At 72.4% G+C, this 15377-nt stretch carries 15 protein-coding genes; 4 read left to right on the top strand and 11 right to left on the bottom strand.

From position 1 onward, the window contains the following. Positions 1-17: 17 nt before the first annotated feature. Both ACFP3V_RS04350 and ACFP3V_RS04345 read right to left on the bottom strand, forming a co-directional pair. Positions 18-248, bottom strand: a complete 231-nt coding sequence (locus ACFP3V_RS04350; protein ID WP_380579861.1) for a (2Fe-2S)-binding protein — start codon at positions 246-248, stop codon at positions 18-20. 139 nt (positions 249-387) lie between these two features. Beyond that, positions 388-1737 (bottom strand): class II 3-deoxy-7-phosphoheptulonate synthase, encoded by a 1350-nt coding sequence (locus ACFP3V_RS04345; RefSeq protein ID WP_380579859.1) that lies wholly within the window; start codon positions 1735-1737, stop codon positions 388-390. Between the two features lie 289 nt (positions 1738-2026). Between ACFP3V_RS04345 and ACFP3V_RS04340 the strand changes: the two genes are divergently transcribed. After that, positions 2027-3973, top strand: coding sequence for an anthranilate synthase family protein (locus ACFP3V_RS04340; protein WP_380579858.1), 1947 nt, complete (start codon positions 2027-2029; stop codon positions 3971-3973). Here the strand turns inward: ACFP3V_RS04340 and ACFP3V_RS04335 are convergent. From ACFP3V_RS04335 to ACFP3V_RS04325, 3 genes are read right to left on the bottom strand one after another with little or no spacing between them, the layout of a single operon-like run. Further along, positions 3943-4581 (bottom strand): response regulator, encoded by a 639-nt coding sequence (locus ACFP3V_RS04335; RefSeq protein ID WP_380579912.1) that lies wholly within the window; start codon positions 4579-4581, stop codon positions 3943-3945. The two genes, ACFP3V_RS04340 and ACFP3V_RS04335, sit on opposite strands and share 31 nt — an antisense overlap. Before the next feature lie 17 nt (positions 4582-4598). After that, positions 4599-5810, bottom strand: coding sequence for a MacS family sensor histidine kinase (gene macS, locus ACFP3V_RS04330; RefSeq protein ID WP_380579856.1), 1212 nt, complete (start codon positions 5808-5810; stop codon positions 4599-4601). Positions 5811-5826: 16 nt separating this feature from the next. After that, on the bottom strand, positions 5827-6594 hold the full coding sequence (locus ACFP3V_RS04325; protein ID WP_380579854.1) for a lysophospholipid acyltransferase family protein: 768 nt from the start codon (positions 6592-6594) through the stop codon (positions 5827-5829). Positions 6595-6792: 198 nt separating this feature from the next. Here ACFP3V_RS04325 and ACFP3V_RS04320 point away from each other — a divergent pair, with 198 nt between their 5' ends. Next, complete coding sequence (locus ACFP3V_RS04320) at positions 6793-7557, top strand: alpha/beta hydrolase (protein ID WP_380579852.1); 765 nt, start codon at positions 6793-6795, stop codon at positions 7555-7557. Between the two features lie 8 nt (positions 7558-7565). After that, positions 7566-8078 (top strand): hypothetical protein, encoded by a 513-nt coding sequence (locus ACFP3V_RS04315; RefSeq protein WP_380579850.1) that lies wholly within the window; start codon positions 7566-7568, stop codon positions 8076-8078. A 171-nt stretch (positions 8079-8249) separates the two neighbouring features. On the opposite strand, the gene ACFP3V_RS04310 is transcribed toward ACFP3V_RS04315, so the two are convergent. From ACFP3V_RS04310 to ACFP3V_RS04285, 6 genes are all read right to left on the bottom strand, one after another. Further along, complete coding sequence (locus ACFP3V_RS04310) at positions 8250-9023, bottom strand: endonuclease/exonuclease/phosphatase family protein (protein ID WP_380579848.1); 774 nt, start codon at positions 9021-9023, stop codon at positions 8250-8252. A gap of 93 nt (positions 9024-9116) precedes the next feature. Next, positions 9117-10055, bottom strand: coding sequence for an ROK family glucokinase (locus ACFP3V_RS04305; RefSeq protein WP_380579846.1), 939 nt, complete (start codon positions 10053-10055; stop codon positions 9117-9119). A gap of 139 nt (positions 10056-10194) precedes the next feature. Next, positions 10195-10620 (bottom strand): DUF5304 family protein, encoded by a 426-nt coding sequence (locus tag ACFP3V_RS04300; protein ID WP_380579844.1) that lies wholly within the window; start codon positions 10618-10620, stop codon positions 10195-10197. Positions 10621-10675: 55 nt separating this feature from the next. Then, a complete protein-coding gene (locus tag ACFP3V_RS04295) occupies positions 10676-11848 on the bottom strand; it encodes an ArsA family ATPase (protein WP_380579842.1) in 1173 nt (390 codons plus the stop codon). Beyond that, positions 11848-12282: an SRPBCC family protein gene (locus ACFP3V_RS04290; RefSeq protein ID WP_380579840.1), complete on the bottom strand. Its 435-nt coding sequence runs from the start codon at positions 12280-12282 to the stop codon at positions 11848-11850. The genes ACFP3V_RS04295 and ACFP3V_RS04290 overlap by 1 nt, the downstream gene beginning before the upstream one ends. 82 nt (positions 12283-12364) lie before the next feature. Continuing rightward, entirely contained in the window at positions 12365-13159 is a 795-nt protein-coding gene (locus tag ACFP3V_RS04285) for a metallophosphoesterase family protein (RefSeq protein WP_380579838.1), read from the bottom strand. 345 nt (positions 13160-13504) lie between these two features. On the opposite strand from ACFP3V_RS04285, the gene ACFP3V_RS04280 reads away from it, so the two are divergent. Further along, the gene (locus ACFP3V_RS04280) at positions 13505-15298 is read left to right on the top strand and encodes an AMP-dependent synthetase/ligase (protein ID WP_380579836.1); all 1794 of its coding nucleotides are present in this window, start codon (positions 13505-13507) and stop codon (positions 15296-15298) included. Positions 15299-15377 lie beyond the last annotated feature (79 nt).

Here is a 15377-nt window from a genome sequence, read left to right as displayed (position 1 = left end):
CTTGCGCCCCTTGCGGCTTACGCCGCTTCGGCCTCGGCCTCGGGGATGCCCAGGCGCGCCGCCAGGCGGGCAGTGGGGCACGGGCGGGCGCCCTCGTGGCCGAGGAGGGCCTGGATCCTGCGCACGCAGGACCCGCAGTCGGTTCCGGCCTTGCAGCCCTTGGCGACCTGGCGGGGGGTGCTCGCGCCCGCGGCGATCTCCTCGCGGACCCGGTCCTCGGTCACCGCGTGACACATGCAGACGTACATCGCGGTGTCTCCCAGGTGCTGTGCTGAGCTGAGCTGCTTGGTGCGTTGAGCTAAGGCTTACCTTACTCAACGCCTCCAAACATGGGAACGCCCCCTCCGCCGAAACGGAGGGGGCGTACGTCACATCCCCGGCGGAGCCTCACGCTCCGCGGTACATCTCCGCGACCAGGAACGCCAGGTCCAACGACTGGCTGCGGTTCAGGCGCGGGTCGCACGCCGTCTCGTACCGGGTGTGCAGGTCGTCCACGAAGACCTCGTCGCCGCCGCCGACGCACTCGGTGACGTCGTCGCCGGTCAGCTCCACGTGGATGCCGCCCGGGTGGGTGCCCAGGGCGCGGTGCACCTCGAAGAAGCCCTTGACCTCGTCCAGCACGTCGTCGAAGCGGCGCGTCTTGTGCCCGCTGGACGCCTCGAACGTGTTGCCGTGCATCGGGTCGCAGATCCACGCCACCTGGGCGCCGGACGCGGTGACCTTCTCCACCAGGTTCGGCAGCAGGTCGCGGATCTTCCCCGCTCCCATCCGGGTGATGAAGGACAGCCGGCCGGGCTCGCGGTCCGGGTCGAGGCGGTCGATCAACGTCAGCGCCTCGTCCACCGTCGTCGTCGGGCCGAGCTTGACGCCGAGCGGGTTGCGGATCCTGGACGCGAACTCGATGTGCGCGTGGTCCAGCTGCCGGGTCCGCTCGCCGATCCAGACCATGTGGCCGGACACGTCGTAGAGGTTGCCGGTCCGCGAGTCGGTGCGGGTGAGCGCCGTCTCGTAGTCGAGCACCAGCGCCTCGTGCGAGGCGTAGAACTCGACCGTGCGGAACTCCTCCGGGTCGATGCCGCAGGCGTGCATGAAGGCCAGCGCGTTGTCGATCTCCTTGGCCAGCCGCTCGTAGCGCTGCCCGGAGGGCGAGTTGCGCACGAAGTCCTGGTTCCAGGCGTGCACCTGGCGCAGGTCGGCGTAGCCGCCCGTGGTGAACGCGCGGACCAGGTTCAGCGTCGAGGCGGACGCGTGGTACATCCGCTTCAGCCGCTCCGGGTCCGGGATCCGGGACTCGGGGGTGAAGTCGAAGCCGTTCACCGAGTCGCCGCGGTAGACCGGCAGGGTCACCCCGTCCCGGGTCTCGGTCGACTTGGAGCGCGGCTTGGAGTACTGGCCCGCGATGCGGCCGACCTTGACCACCGGCACGGAGGCGGCGTAGGTCAGCACCACGGCCATCTGCAGCAGCGTCTTGAGCTTGTTGCGGATGTGGTCGGCGGAGACGGCGTCGAAGGCCTCCGCGCAGTCGCCGCCCTGGAGCAGGAACGCCTCACCCCGAGCAACCGCCGCCAGACGGGCACGCAGCTGGTCGCACTCGCCGGCGAAGACGAGGGGCGGATACGAGGCGAGGTCCGCAAGCACCTTGCGCAGAGCCTCGGAGTCCGGCCATTCGGGCTGCTGCGCCGCGGGAAGGGACAGCCAGGAGAAGTCCTGGGTCTGGGTGTCAACGTTCACGGTCACGGCTCAAGGCTACGGGGTGACCCCGGCGAAACCGGACGCCGCCCGACAGATGAGACGTGGCGCGGACGGCCCGCCGCCCGCCGTCCACCGCTCGGAGCAGGGGTGCGCGGCCGGCGCGGAGTCCGTTAGCGTCCCTGCCATGAGCGCACTGCAGACCCTCCGGAACTGGTGGCGGACCGTCCCCTAGGCGGCCCGTCCTGCAGTGCACCCCACGGCCGCCCCGCTGCGGCGGCCGTCCGGCCTCCCGGCGGATGCGGCGTCAACTCCCCGATCCCGGAAGGCCCTTGCCGTGACCGATGTCGTCGAGCTCGTCGCCCGGCTCTCCGCTGCCCGCGAGCCCTTCGCCCTGCTGCACCGCCGCGCACCGCGCCACACCCCCGACACGGTCGAGCTGCTCCTCGGCGAGGTCGGGACCTACGCCACGCTGGCCGACCTGCCCGTGTCCGAGGGCGCGACCGGGCGGCCCGAGCACGACCTGCTGGCGCTCGTCCCCTACCGTCAGATCCGCGAGCGCGGCTTCCCGGCCACCGACGACGGCACCCCGCTGCGGGCCCTGCGGGTGCGCGAGTCGCACGCCCTGCCGCTCGCCGAGCTGCGCGCGGCGCTGCCGCAGCTGCCCGTCCACTTGGTGGACGGCCGTTTCGAGACCTCGGACGGCGAGTACGCCCAGATCGTCCGCGAGGTGCTGGCCGAGGAGATCGGCCGGGGCGAGGGCGCCAACTTCGTGATCCGCCGGGACTTCACCGGCACCCTCCAGGACTTCGGCCCGGCGCTGGCGCTCACCCTGTTCCGCCGCCTGCTGGAGCAGGAGCGCGGCGCCTACTGGACCTTCCTGGTGCACACCGGTGACCGGGTGCTGGTCGGCGCCAGCCCGGAGGTGCACGTCCGGCAGACGGGCGGGACGGTCGTGATGAACCCGATCTCCGGCACCTACCGCTATCCCGCCTCCGGCCCCACCCTGGACTCCCTCGTCGCCTTCCTGCACGACCCCAAGGAGCTGGAGGAGCTCACCATGGTCGTGGACGAGGAGCTGAAGATGATGTGCACCGTGGGCGACCTGGGCGGCCAGGTCCTCGGCCCGCGGCTGAAGGAGATGGCCCACCTCGCCCACACCGAGTACGAGCTGCGCGGCCGCACCTCGCTGGACGTGCGCGAGGTGCTGCGCGAGACGATGTTCGCCGCGACGGTGACCGGCAGCCCGGTGGAGTCCGCGACCGCCGTCATCGCCCGCCACGAGCTGACCGGCCGCGGCTACTACTCCGGCGCGCTCGCGCTGATCGGCCGCACCGCCGGAGGCGGTCAGACACTCGACTCCCCCATCCTGATCCGCACCGCCGACATCGACGCGGCGACCGGCCGGCTGAAGGTGGGCGTCGGCGCCACGCTGGTGCGCCACTCCGACCCGGACAGCGAGGTCGCCGAGACCCACGCCAAGGCCGCCGGGGTACTCACCGCGATCGGCGCCCGTCCGGCCCCGCCGCGCGAACCGGGCCGCGAGCGGCCGCAGTTGGCGGACCACCACCGGGTGCAGACGGCGCTCGGCGCGCGGCGGACCAACCTGGCGCCGTTCTGGCTGCGGATGCAGACCGAGACCCCCGCCGAGCCGGGGAGCCATGTGCTGGTCGTGGACTGCGAGGACACCTTCACCTCGATGCTGGCCCATCTGCTGCGCTCGCTCGGCCACCGGGTCACCGTGCGGCGCTGGGACCTGCCCGGCCTGAACGAGGCGGTCGCCGCCCACGACGGCCCGCTCGTCCTCGGCCCGGGCCCCGGCGACCCCACGGCGGACGAGCCGAAGATGAACGCGGTGCGCGGCCTGATCGCCCGTCACCTCACCGACCCCCGCCCGGGCGGCCTGCTCGCGGTTTGCCTGAGCCACCAACTGCTGTGCGAGGCCCTGGGGCTGCCGCTGCTCCGGCTGACCGCCCCGCACCAGGGCGCGCAGGAGTCGATCGACCTCTTCGGCGCGCGGCAGACCGTCGGCTTCTACAACACCTTCACCGCCCACTGCGACGACGCCGAGGCCCACCGACTCGCCCTCACCCGCAGCGTCCGGCTCTCCCGCGACCCGCAGACCGGCCACATCCACGCCCTGCGCGCCCCGGGCCTGGCCTCCGTCCAGTTCCACCCCGAGTCGGTGCTGACCCTGGACGGGGTGGGCATCGTCCGCGACCTGGTGGCCTCGCTCGATGCCGCCCCGGCGGATCAGTCGTCGAGCCCGGCCTCGATGGCGTAGCGGACCAGCTCCACGCGGTTGTGCAGCTGGAGCTTGCCGAGGGTGTTCTGGACGTGGTTCTGGACCGTGCGGTGGGAGAGCACCAGCCGGTCGGCGATCTGCTTGTAGGAGAGGCCCTTGGCGACCAGCCGCAGCACCTCCGTCTCACGCTCCGTCAGTTTCGGTGCGGCGGGGGAGGTGTCGGCCGGGCCGGGCTCGGCGGCGAGACGGCGGTACTCGCCCAGGACCAGGCCGGCCAGGCCGGGGGTGAACACGGCGTCGCCCTCGGCCGTACGGCGCACGGCGTCCAGCAGTTCGTCGCGGCTGGCGGACTTCACCAGGTAGCCCGTGGCACCGGACTTCACCGCCTCCAGCACGTCGGCGTGCTCGCCGCTCGCGGACAGCACCAGCACCCGGGGTGCGACGTCCGCCGCCATCAGCTGACGGCAGACCTCCACGCCGGGCAGGTCCGGCAGGTTGAGGTCGAGCACGACCACCGTCGGCGTCACCGCCCGGCCGCGCTGGACCGCCTCGCGGCCGGTCCCGGCGGTGGCGACGACCTCGTAGCCGGCGTCGGCCAGGTCCCGGGCCACCGCCTCGCGCCACATGGGGTGGTCGTCGACCACCATCACCCGTACGGCGACCGTCACTTGGTTACCTCCCCGGAGAGCCTCTGCTTCGGCACCCGCAACTCGACCTCGGTTCCCTGCCCCGCCGCCGAGAAGATCTCGGCGCTGCCGCCCAGGTCCCGCAGCCGTCCGCGGATGGACTGCGAGACGCCGAGACGCCCCTCGGCCTCGGCCTCGCCGAGCCGCCGGGCCGGGTCGAAGCCCGGGCCGTCGTCGCGGACCGAGACCACCACCGCGTCCGGCTCGTCCTCGACCAGGATCCAGGCCTGCGCCCGCTCCCCCACGTGGCGGCGGACGTTGTCCAGCGCTGCGCCCACCGCCGCCGCCACCTCGGTCGCGGCCCGGCGCGGCAGCAGCACCGGCGTGCCGGGCGCGGAGACGGTGACCCGGGACCCGGCCAGCGGGCCCAGCAGGGCGCGGACGTCCTGCGGCTCGTGCGGATCCGACGGTGCGTCAACCTGCGTCCGGCGCCGGGGCGCCTCGTACGAGGGGTTCGGGGCCAGCCCCTCGGCGATCAGGGCGCGGAGCGCGATCTCCTGCTCCCCGGCCAGGCGGCCGATCTCCTCGGCCTCGCCGCCGAGTTCGGCGCCGCGCCGCTGCACCATGGCCAGCACCTGGAGCACCCCGTCGTGGATGTCCCGGGCCAGCCGCTCCCGCTCCCGGGTGGCGGCCTGGATCTCCAGCGCCCGCGCGAGCGTCTCCTCACTGCGGCGGGCGAGGTCGACGACGTAGCCGATGGCGACGCCGGCCAGCATCAGCAGCACGATGTTGTGCGCGTTGGAGGAGGTCAGCCGGCCCCGCTCGACCACGTTGGCCACGCCGACCGCGAGCCCGGCGAAGGCGGCGGGCTTCCAGCCGCCCATGACGGCGAACCCGAGGACGCTGGCGGCGGCCCGGATGGTGGGCAGCGTGACGTCGCCGGCGTCCACGAACTGCCGGCTGTCGAAGACGGCGGTCAGCACGATGCCGGCGACGACCAGGAGCAGGTCCGCACTGATCCAGCGCCAGTCGCAGCGCGCCTTGCTGGAGAACACCGGCAGGGTGGCCAGCGTCCACAGCGTGAGCACGGCCATGTAGCCCCAGCCCAGGGCGGCGTGGTCGTAGTGGACGTCGTTTCCGGCGTAGCGGGCGTCCGCGTACAGCACGGTCAGCACCCGGAAGGCGCTGACCGCGACCCACAGCGGCTGCTCCACGGAGAAGCTGCCGCCGCCCCCTCTGCTGCCCTTCATCCCCCCTGAGCCTCCGTCAGCTCTCGGTCTTCGCCGCGGACTTCCTGGCCTCGGCCTTGGCCTCCGCCTCCGCTTTGGCTTCCGCCTTGGCCTCGGCCTTCGCCTCCGCCTTGGCCTCCGCGATCTGGCGCTTGGCGGCGGTCGCGTAGATGTCGACGTACTCCTGGCCGGACAACCGCATGATCTCGTACATCACCTCGTCCGTCACCGAACGCAGGATGAAGCGGTCGTTCTCCATGCCCTGGTACCGGGAGAAGTCCATCGGCCTGCCGATCCGGATGCCGGGCCGGATGCCCAGCTTGGGCAGCACCTGGCCGGGCGGCTGGATCTTCTCGGTGTCGATCATCGCCACCGGGATCACCGGGGCGCCGGTGGCCAGCGCGATCCGGGCCAGGCCGCCGACCTTGCCCCGGTAGAGCTTCCCGTCGGGCGAGCGGGTGCCCTCGGGGTAGACGCCGAAGACCTCTCCGCGCTCGATCACCGCGATGCCGCTGCGGATCGCCGCCTCGCCCGCGCCGCGGACGCCCGAGCGGTCGACCGGAAGCTGGCCGACGCCCTTGAAGAACGCGGCGGTGAGCTTGCCCTTGAGGCCCGGGGTGGTGAAGTACTCGGCCTTGGCGATGAAGGTGACCCGCCGCTTGAGCAGCGCGGGCAGGAAGAAGGAGTCCGAGAAGGACAGATGGTTGCTGGCCAGGATTGCCGGGCCCTCGTCGGGGATGTTCTCGATCCCCTCCACCCAGGGACGGAAGAAGAGCCGCAGCATCGGCGCCACGATCAACTTCATGAGTCGGTAGAACAACCCTGACCTCCAGATTCACTGACCATCCAGCACCTTAGTGCCGAATCGTCGGAACTCCGTCCTCCGCGTCCACCCCGCGCTGCCGTCGCGCTGTACGCGCGCGGCGCGGACATGGGACGATGCGTACCTCTGAGTAGGCACCGTGTCCAGCCCCCTGGGGGCACCTGCGAGAGGATTCGCGACATGCCGCTGTTGCCCGGCGCCGAGCCCTTCCACCACCACGGCGGACCGGTGGGAGTCCTGGTCTGCCACGGCTTCACCGGCTCGCCGTTCTCCATGCGCCCGTGGGCGGAGCGCGCCGCGGAGGCGGGCTACAGCGTCTCCCTGCCGCTGCTGCCGGGGCACGGCACGCACTGGCGTGACCTGAATCTCACCCGCTGGCACGACTGGTACGCCGCGCTGGAGCGCTCCTTCCACGAGCTGTCCGAGCAGTGCGAGCAGGTCTTCCTCTTCGGTCTGTCCATGGGCGGCGCCCTGTCCCTGCACCTGGCCGCGCAGCAGGGCGCGGGCGTGTCCGGCCTGGTGCTGGTCAACCCGCTGGTGGTGATGCCGGGCAAGGCGCACGTGGCCCTGCCGGTCGTCCGCCACCTGGTCCCGAGCTTCCCCGGCATCGCCAACGACATCGCCAAGCCCGGTGTCGAGGAGCACGGTTACCTGCGCACGCCGCTGCACGCGGCGCACTCGATGAAGCAGCTGACCAAGGCGGTTCAGGCGGAGCTGCCGCGGATCACCCAGCCCCTGCTGCTCTTCCGCAGCCCGCAGGACCACGTGGTCTCCCCCGCGAGCGGCCAGACGCTGCTGCGCCGGATCGGCTCGCAGGACGTCGAGGAGCGGTTGCTGGAACAGAGCTTCCATGTCGCCACGTTGGACCATGACGCGGAGACCGTCTTCGAGGGCTCCCTGGACTTCGTGAAGCGCCACACCACCGCTTCCGGCACGGAGGACTGACACACGCCATGGCCGAGCCCGATGCCGCGAACGGCGGACAGCAGCGCAAGCCCACCGACGACGAGGTCTTCGCCGAACTGGTGGCGGGCTTCGACGCCCCCGCGGAACGCAGCGAGCACGACTGGCCCGACGCCGAGGACACCGGGGACACCGGGGACGCCGACGGATACCGGGATCTGACGCCCCGTCCGGTGATCCGGCCGCTTCCGGTGGTACGTGCCGTGCCCCCGGTGGACCCCCGGGCCTGGTCCCCGGCGGAGGACCCGGACGAGTTCCACTTCGTGCCGCCGGAGCCGCCCCCGATCCCGAAGGCGCAGACGGTCACCCGGGTCTCCCTGCTGGCCCTCGTGGCCGGGGTGGCCCTGCTGCTGCTCAGCGGTTTCGGCCAAGTGCCCGGCCTGGCCGGGTTCCTGGGCGCGGCCTCGCTCCTCGGCGGCATCGCCGGCCTGGTCAGCCGCCTCCACAACCCCGACGATGACGACGACCGCTTCGACGACCCCAACCACGGCGCCGTCGTCTAGGCACACGAGGGGCACCCGGGAGCCCTTGAGGGACGCGAGGCCGCCCCCATCGCGAGCAACCCACCAGCCAGGGAGGTCCGTCCCGCAGACGGGGTCTCCATGAGTGGTGGGTTGCTCGCGCTGGGGCCTCCCGCCCCAAGGGTGGAGGGATCCTCGCGCCCCTCAGGGGGCCTAAAGGGCCCCCGGCGGAACCCGGAGGACGGCGAGGACGGGCAGGTGGTCGCTGGCCGACCGCAGGTCCCTGTCGCGGGGCAGGCCGTGCGGCACGCCACAGGCGAGTACCTCGATGCCCGGTGACGCGAAGACGCCGTCGATCCGCTGGTAAGGGTTGTCCGGTACGGACGTGTACTCGCCGCCCCACGGGGCGGCCACCCAGCCGTCCTGCATCCGGGACGCCAGCAGCTGCCAACCCGGCTTGTCCGGATGCTCGTTGAAGTCCCCGCCGATGACGTGGTGGGGCACGTCCGTCGTCGAGACGTGGGCCAGCAACGCCTTGAAGTGCTCGAAGCGCTCGTCCGCGTCCAGCGAGAGGTGACAGCTCGTCAGCGAGAAGGGCGCCCCGCGCCCGAGGCGGACGACGGTCGTGGCGAAGCCGCGCTGGTGCAGGCCGGCCCGCTTGGGGAGCAGCACGTCGTGGACGCTCAGCGGCAGCGCCCGCAGCCTGCCGAGCAGCAGCGGGCCGGAAGCGCTCGGGCCGCCGGACAGCACCATCAGGCCGGTGGCCCGGGCCAGCCACGCGGCCTGCGGGCGGGGGAACCAGAAGCGGGGGGACTCCTGGATGCAGACCAGGTCGGGGTCGCAGGCCCGGATCACCCGGACGACGGCCGTGCGGTCGTCGCGCAGTGAGCGGATGTTGTAGCTGAGGACCCGCACCACCTCGCCGCCGTCGGCCTCGGGCCCGGACAGGGGCAGTTGGGTCACCGCATCCACGACGGTCTCATCCATGAGGGAGAGTCTCCCCCAGGAGATGACCATGAACCCGCAGGGGCGCGGGGCTGTCGCCCATTTGCGGCCGCGCGCCCCCGGGGCGGTGGCGAACTACTGGCGGGCGAGGTCCGCGGCGCCGATGATCCCGGCCGCCGAGCCCAGGGAGGCCAGCACGACCTCCGCCTTGGGCCGGTGGACGCCACCGACCAGGTGCTTCTCGAAGGCCTTGGCGACCGGGTCGAGCAGCAGCTTGCCCGAGTCCGAGACGCCGCCGCCGAGCACGAAGACCGCCGGGTCGAACAGCGCGGCCAGGTCGGCCATGCCGCGGCCGAGCCAGTCGGCGAGGCGCTCGTAGACCTCGAGGGCCATCGGGTCGCCCTCGCCCGCGGCCTGGGTGATCTGGCTGCCGGTGATCGTCTCCGCGACGCCCTCGTTGAGCTCCAGCAGGCGTGCGCCGCGCTCCGGGTCCGCCGCGGCCATCTCCCGGCCGTAGCGCCGCAGCGCGCGGCCGCTGCCGTACTGCTCCCAGCAGCCGCGGGTGCCGCAACCGCAGGGCAGGCCGTCCGGGACCATCTTCATGTGGCCGATCTCGCCGGCCACGCCGAAGAAGCCGCGGTGCATCCGGCCCTGGATGACGATGCCGCCGCCGATGCCGGTGCCGACCGTCACCATGATCATGTCCTGGTGCTGCGCGGCGGCCCCGAAGCGGAACTCCCCCCAGGCGGCGGAGTTGGCGTCGTTCTCGACGACCGCGGGCAGCTCGACGAGGTCCTCGACGCGCTGCTTGAGCGGCTCGTTCTCCCAGTCGATGTTGGGGGCCATCAGCACGGTGGAGCGCCCGGCGTCGACGTAGCCCGGTGCGCCGATACCGACGGCGGTCACCTCGTGGCCCTTGCGCAGCTCCTTGACGGCGTCGGCGATGGCGCCGACGGCCCACTGCGGATCGGCCGGGGTCGGTACCCGGGTGCGCGCGAGGATCGTTCCGTTCTCGTCCACGACACCCGCAGCAATCTTGGTGCCGCCGACGTCGACGCCGATGGTCAGTCCCATGTGTCCCTCAGTCTTCGGTGGTTCCCCGCTGGGCGGTACCGTACCCGCCCGCAGCGGCGCAGGTACACAGTCGTGCGTACATTAGCCGAAGACATCGCCCTGGGGGAGCGCTGGGCCGACTTCAGAAGTCGTAGTCAAATCAGTCCAGATCCACCCGTTCGCTGCTCGTCGGGCGCGGGGCCGACCAGCGCCGCTCCGAGGCGCTGACCGCAGCCCGGTAGGCGGCCAGCAGCTCACCGCCCGCCGCGAGCAAGTGCCCGTACACGGCAGGGTTCTTGGTCCGCAGCGGGGCCGCCAGGTTCTGCAGCACCTGCATCGGGTCGCCGCCTCCGCTGATCGCCGACGAGGCCTGGCCGACCTTGTCCCCCAGCGCCGTGGCGAACTTGCGCACCTCGTCCACCAGCGGGGCGAAGTCGGGCGGGATGAAGTCAGATCCCGAAGGAGCGGAGCCCTCCGGCTCGGGCTCCGGTTCGGCCTTGGACAGCGCGTCGCCCGGGCGTTCCTGCTGCTCCGACACGGCCTCCGCCCAGACGTCCCGGCTCTCGGCGTTCTCCTCGGCACCCATGCCCGGCCTCCTCAACCCGCTGGCTCGTCCGCTGACGCTATCCAGGTGAACGTTCCTACTTCGGCCAGAGTTGCACGTCCGGCGCGAAACGCACAGCGAGCACCCCGTCGCGCAGCGCCGCGCCGGCCACCGTGCAGCGGCGCAGCGCCGACGGCAGGGTCAGCGTGCGGCGGTACTCCCCCACGCCGAGCACCAGGTCGTCCCCGCGCCGGACGACGTCCAGTTCACCGCGCTCGGCCCCGGGCAGCGGCAGGTGCCAGACCAGGACGTGCGGCGGGACGTCCAGCCGGTCCTCCACCCAGCGCTCGGGCAGCGGCGGTACCGGCGGAAGTTCGGGCAGCGGCGGCACCTGCTCCAGCCCCTCCGGCTCACGGCCGGGGTGCGGCAGCGCGACGACGGGCGCGTCCCACTCGGTGCGCAGCTGCGCGAGCGCCTCCTGCTGGGCGCCGTGGAGGCGTCCCAGGAACGGGTCCTGACTGTCCGGCAGCATCCCGGTGGCCACCACCGCGTCCACCCGGCGCTCGTGCAGCGCCAGTCCCGCCCGGGCCCGCCGCAGCGCGGCGAGCGCCTGCGGACCGCCGGGCGCTTCGACGGCGAGCCGGATCGTGGTGGTCGGCGCGTCCAACACGCCCTGGACGTCGGCGAGTTCGCCGCTCGCCCAGGTCCGGGCCTCGAACAGCCAGTCGGCCGGCATCGGCACGCCGGCGAGCCCGGCGAGCATCGGCCGCAGCGCCCGGGCCGCCTGGCGCTGGTCGGGCAGCAGCCGGTCGAGGTAGCGGCCCAGCTGCTCGGGCAGCGCGAGCGCGGCGAGCAGCTCCGGCACCGGGGGCCCGGCGAGGACGACGGCGTCCCACTCCCCGCTGCGGGCATGGGTGCGCACGGCGTCCAGCAACGCCAGGTGCCGGGCGCCCGGGAGCGCCGCCAGCTCCTCGCGGTCCAACTGCTCCACGCCGAGCAGGTCGAACAGTGTCTTGGCACGACCCAGTAGCCGCGCCGCCGTGTCCCGGAAGGCCTCCTGCGGATCGAGCCGCAGCGCGTGCAGGCCCGGCCGAAGCTCCCGCGGCACGGTGTCCAGCGGAGCGCCGAGCAGCAGGTCGAGGGTCCGGTGCGGATCGTCGGCGGCGACCAGCAGCGTGCGCAGCCCCTGGTCCGCACAGCGGACCGCGGATGCGGCAGCCACCTGGCCGGGGCGTTCGCCGCCGACCAGGACGGTCCGTGCCGTCGGCATCAGCCCTCGACGCGCTTCTTCAGGCCGGCCAGCGCGCGGTCGATGATGACCTTCTCCGCCTTGCGCTTGATCATCCCGAGCATCGGGATCTTCACGTCCACGGCCAGCTGGTACGTCACCTCGGTGCCGCCGCCGGGGAGTTCACGCAGCTCGTAGGAGCCGTCGAGGGCCCGCAGCATCTGGCTCTTCACCAGGGTCCAGCTGACCTTGCGGTCGCCGTCCCAGGTGTAGGAGAGCTCGTGCTCGTCGCGGATGGCCCCGGCGTCCAGCACCAGCCGGACGTTCTCGGCACGGCCGTCGGCGCCACGGGCGAGCACCTCGACCTCCTTGACCTCGCCGGTCCACGCCGGGTAGGCCTCGAAGTCCGCGATCACGGCCATCACCGCGGCCGGCGCGGCCTCGATCGTGGTGCTGGACCTGGTGTGCTCCGCCATCGCGTGGGCCTCCGCCTGCCTGCTCGCTCGGTGTGTCACTGCGCAGTGTCTGTGCGCAGAAAGATTACTGCGTACGCGAGGCTCACCACTCCATGGCCCAGGGCCGGCCACTGCCCCGGAAATAGCCGACGTTGACGCACTCGGTGCGGCCGATCCGCATGCGCGCGGTCAGCGGCTGGTGGATGTGCCCGAACAGGACGGTCCGCGGACGCGCCCGGTGGATCGCCTCCAGCACGGCCTCGCTGCCGCGCTCGAACCGGCGGGCCACCGTGTCGTAGGTCAACTCCGGTACCGCGGGCGGGATGTGACAGCACAGCACGTCGACCCCGTCGAGGGCGGCGACCTTGGCGGCGTAGACCTCCTCGTCCACCTCGTACGGGGTGCGGCCCGGAGTCGGCAGCCCGCCGCCGACGAAGCCGAAGGTGCGGCCCCCTATCTCGACGGCCTGGCCGTCGAGCACCTGCACGCCCTGGCGCGGGAACTCCCGCCACAGCGCCGGGATGTCGACATTGCCGTAGGTGGCGTAGACGGGGACGGGCGACGCCGCGAAGGCGTCGAACAACTCGGCGTACTGGACCCGGGCGGCATCTTCCAGCACGGCGCGCCGCGCCTGCCGGTCCTCCGGCCCGATGCCGAGGCCCGCCCACAGTCCGGCACTGAAGGCGTGCGCGTCCTGGTAGCGCTTGGCGTTGCGCAGCCGGACGAACTCGGTGGCGTTCTCCCGCCCGAAGAGGTCGGGGAAGATGCCCCGGGAATGGTCGTGGTAGTCGAGGAAGAGAAGCAGGTCCCCGAGACAGAGGAGGGCGTCCGCCCCCTCCCCCGCCCGCGCGAGCGCCTCGCTGTTGCAGTGGACATCGCTGACGACGTGGACGCGCATGCCGATCAGCGTAACGGCCCCCCGTACCCCCGCACGGGCCCGCAGGGCCCTTGAGGGGGCGCGAGGAACTGCGCGAGCAACACACCACTCGCGGAGGTCCGACCCCGTCAAAGGGACGAACCTCCCTGAGTGGTTGGTTGTTCGCGCAGTTCCTCGCGCCCCTTCGGGCGGGGGTGCCCCCAGCGCCCCTGGGGGCTCGTGCGGGCTTGCTCTAGGCTGGCACTAGCGCCTACCTGCAGTGTGATGCTTCGAACACATTGCCTGTTACACCTATCCGGAACCGGCTACCCGGCAGTAACGTCCTGGCGTCCCGCAGCGTCGCGTCGCAGAGTCTGAGGAGCAGCCTTGCGCGAGTTCAGCCTTCCGGCCCTCTACGAGGTGCCGAGCGGCGGAAACCTCACCGACCTCATCCACCGCAACGCCGAGCAGCACGCCTCGGTCCCGGTGGTGAGCCGCAAGGTCGGCACCGAGTGGGAGGACCGCACCGCGACCCAGTTCCTCGCCGAGGTCCGCGCCGCCGCGAAGGGCCTGATCGCCTCCGGGATCAACGCCGGCGACCGGGTCGGCCTGCTGTCGCGGACGCGCTACGAGTGGACCCTGCTCGACTTCGCCATCTGGTGCGCGGGCGCGATCACGGTCCCGGTGTACGAGAGCTCCTCCGCCGAGCAGGTGGAGTGGATCCTCGGTAACTCCGGCGCGGTCGCCTGCATCGCCGAACTCCCGCGCCACGAGGCAGTCGTGGGCGAGGTCCGGGACCGCCTGCCGGCGCTGAAGCAGGTGTGGCAGATCGAGCCCGGCGGCGTCGAGGACCTGGTCCGGGCCGGGGCGGAGGTCTCCGACGCGGCCGTGGACGAGCGCCGCGCCACGCTGGGGCCGGACTCGATCGCCACCATCGTCTACACCTCGGGCACCACCGGCCGCCCCAAGGGCTGCCAGCTGACCCACGCCAACTTCCTCGCCGAGCTGGGCAATGTGACGGCCCGTCTGGCCCCGCTGTTCCGCACCGGCGAGTCCTCCGTGCTGCTCTTCCTGCCGCAGGCCCACGTGCTGGGCCGGATCGCGGAGATCGCGGCGGCGATGGCCCCCATCCGCCTCGGCCACGTGCCGGACGTCAAGGAGGTCACCGCCGAACTCGCGTCCTTCCGGCCGACGTTGATCCTGGGCGTGCCCCGCGTCTTCGAGAAGGTCTTCAACGCGGCCCGGGCGAAGGCCCAGGCGGACGGCAAGGGCAAGATCTTCGACCGCGCCGCCGACACCGCCATCGCCTTCAGCCGCGCCTCGGACGCGGGCAGCGTGCCGCTGGGCCTGAGGCTCCGTCACAAGCTGTTCGACGCGCTGGTCTACAGCAAGCTGCGCGCCGCGCTGGGCGGCCGGGCCACGCACGCCATCTCCGGCGGCGCCCCGCTGGGCGAGCGGCTGGGGCACTTCTACCGCGGCATCGGCTTCACCGTCCTGGAGGGCTACGGCCTGACCGAGACCTGCGCGGCGACCGCGTTCAACCCGTGGGACATCCCCCGCATCGGCACCGTCGGCCAGCCCCTGCCCGGCTCCTCGGTCCGGATCGCGGAGGACGGCGAGGTCCTGCTGAAGGGTCCTCAGGTCTTCACCGGCTACTGGCAGAACGAGCAGGCCACGGCGGAGGCGCTGCAGGACGGCTGGTTCGCCACGGGTGACCTGGGCGAGCTGGACCAGGACGGCTTCCTGAAGATCACCGGACGGAAGAAGGAGATCATCGTCACCGCGGGCGGCAAGAACGTCGCCCCGGCGGTGATCGAGGACCGCGTGCGGGCCCACCCGCTCATCGCGGAGTGCATGGTCGTCGGCGACCGCCGCCCGTTCGTGGCCGCGCTGATCACCATCGACGAGGAGTTCCTGCCGGCCTGGAAGAAGCTGCACGGCAAGTCGGAGGCGGCGACGGTGGCCGACCTCAGGGAGGACCCGGAGTTCCTCGCGGCGATCCAGTCCGCGGTGGACGACGGCAACGCCGCGGTGTCGCACGCGGAGGCGGTGAAGAAGTTCCGCATCCTCGACACGGTCCTCTCCGAGGACTCGGGCCACCTGACGCCTTCACTGAAGCTGAAGCGGGCCGTGGTGCTGAAGGACTTCGCGGCCGACGTCGAAGCCATCTACGCCAAGTAGTCGCACCCCGCCCCGTCAGGGGCGCGGGGAGCTGCGCGAGCGACGCACCACCCACGGAGGTCCGGCCCGTTGATCGGGG

Source organism: Streptacidiphilus monticola (assembly GCF_042658505.1).
In the GTDB taxonomy this organism is placed as follows: Bacteria; Actinomycetota; Actinomycetes; order Streptomycetales; family Streptomycetaceae; genus Streptacidiphilus; species Streptacidiphilus monticola.
This window is presented reverse-complemented; position numbering and strand designations above follow the sequence as displayed.

Coding starts and splice junctions, on each gene's coding strand:
- ACFP3V_RS04325 (WP_380579854.1), bottom strand. CDS start 6,594: ATGAAGTTGATCGTGGCGCCGATGCTGCGGCTCTTCTTCCGTCCCTGG.
- ACFP3V_RS04305 (WP_380579846.1), bottom strand. CDS start 10,055: ATGGGACTGACCATCGGCGTCGACGTCGGCGGCACCAAGATTGCTGCG.
- ACFP3V_RS04335 (WP_380579912.1), bottom strand. CDS start 4,581: ATGGTGGTCGACGACCACCCCATGTGGCGCGAGGCGGTGGCCCGGGAC.
- ACFP3V_RS04310 (WP_380579848.1), bottom strand. CDS start 9,023: ATGGATGAGACCGTCGTGGATGCGGTGACCCAACTGCCCCTGTCCGGG.
- ACFP3V_RS04315 (WP_380579850.1), top strand. CDS start 7,566: ATGGCCGAGCCCGATGCCGCGAACGGCGGACAGCAGCGCAAGCCCACC.
- ACFP3V_RS04350 (WP_380579861.1), bottom strand. CDS start 248: ATGTACGTCTGCATGTGTCACGCGGTGACCGAGGACCGGGTCCGCGAG.
- ACFP3V_RS04295 (WP_380579842.1), bottom strand. CDS start 11,848: ATGCCGACGGCACGGACCGTCCTGGTCGGCGGCGAACGCCCCGGCCAG.
- ACFP3V_RS04320 (WP_380579852.1), top strand. CDS start 6,793: ATGCCGCTGTTGCCCGGCGCCGAGCCCTTCCACCACCACGGCGGACCG.
- ACFP3V_RS04285 (WP_380579838.1), bottom strand. CDS start 13,159: ATGCGCGTCCACGTCGTCAGCGATGTCCACTGCAACAGCGAGGCGCTC.
- ACFP3V_RS04300 (WP_380579844.1), bottom strand. CDS start 10,620: ATGGGTGCCGAGGAGAACGCCGAGAGCCGGGACGTCTGGGCGGAGGCC.
- macS (WP_380579856.1), bottom strand. CDS start 5,810: ATGAAGGGCAGCAGAGGGGGCGGCGGCAGCTTCTCCGTGGAGCAGCCG.
- ACFP3V_RS04290 (WP_380579840.1), bottom strand. CDS start 12,282: ATGGCGGAGCACACCAGGTCCAGCACCACGATCGAGGCCGCGCCGGCC.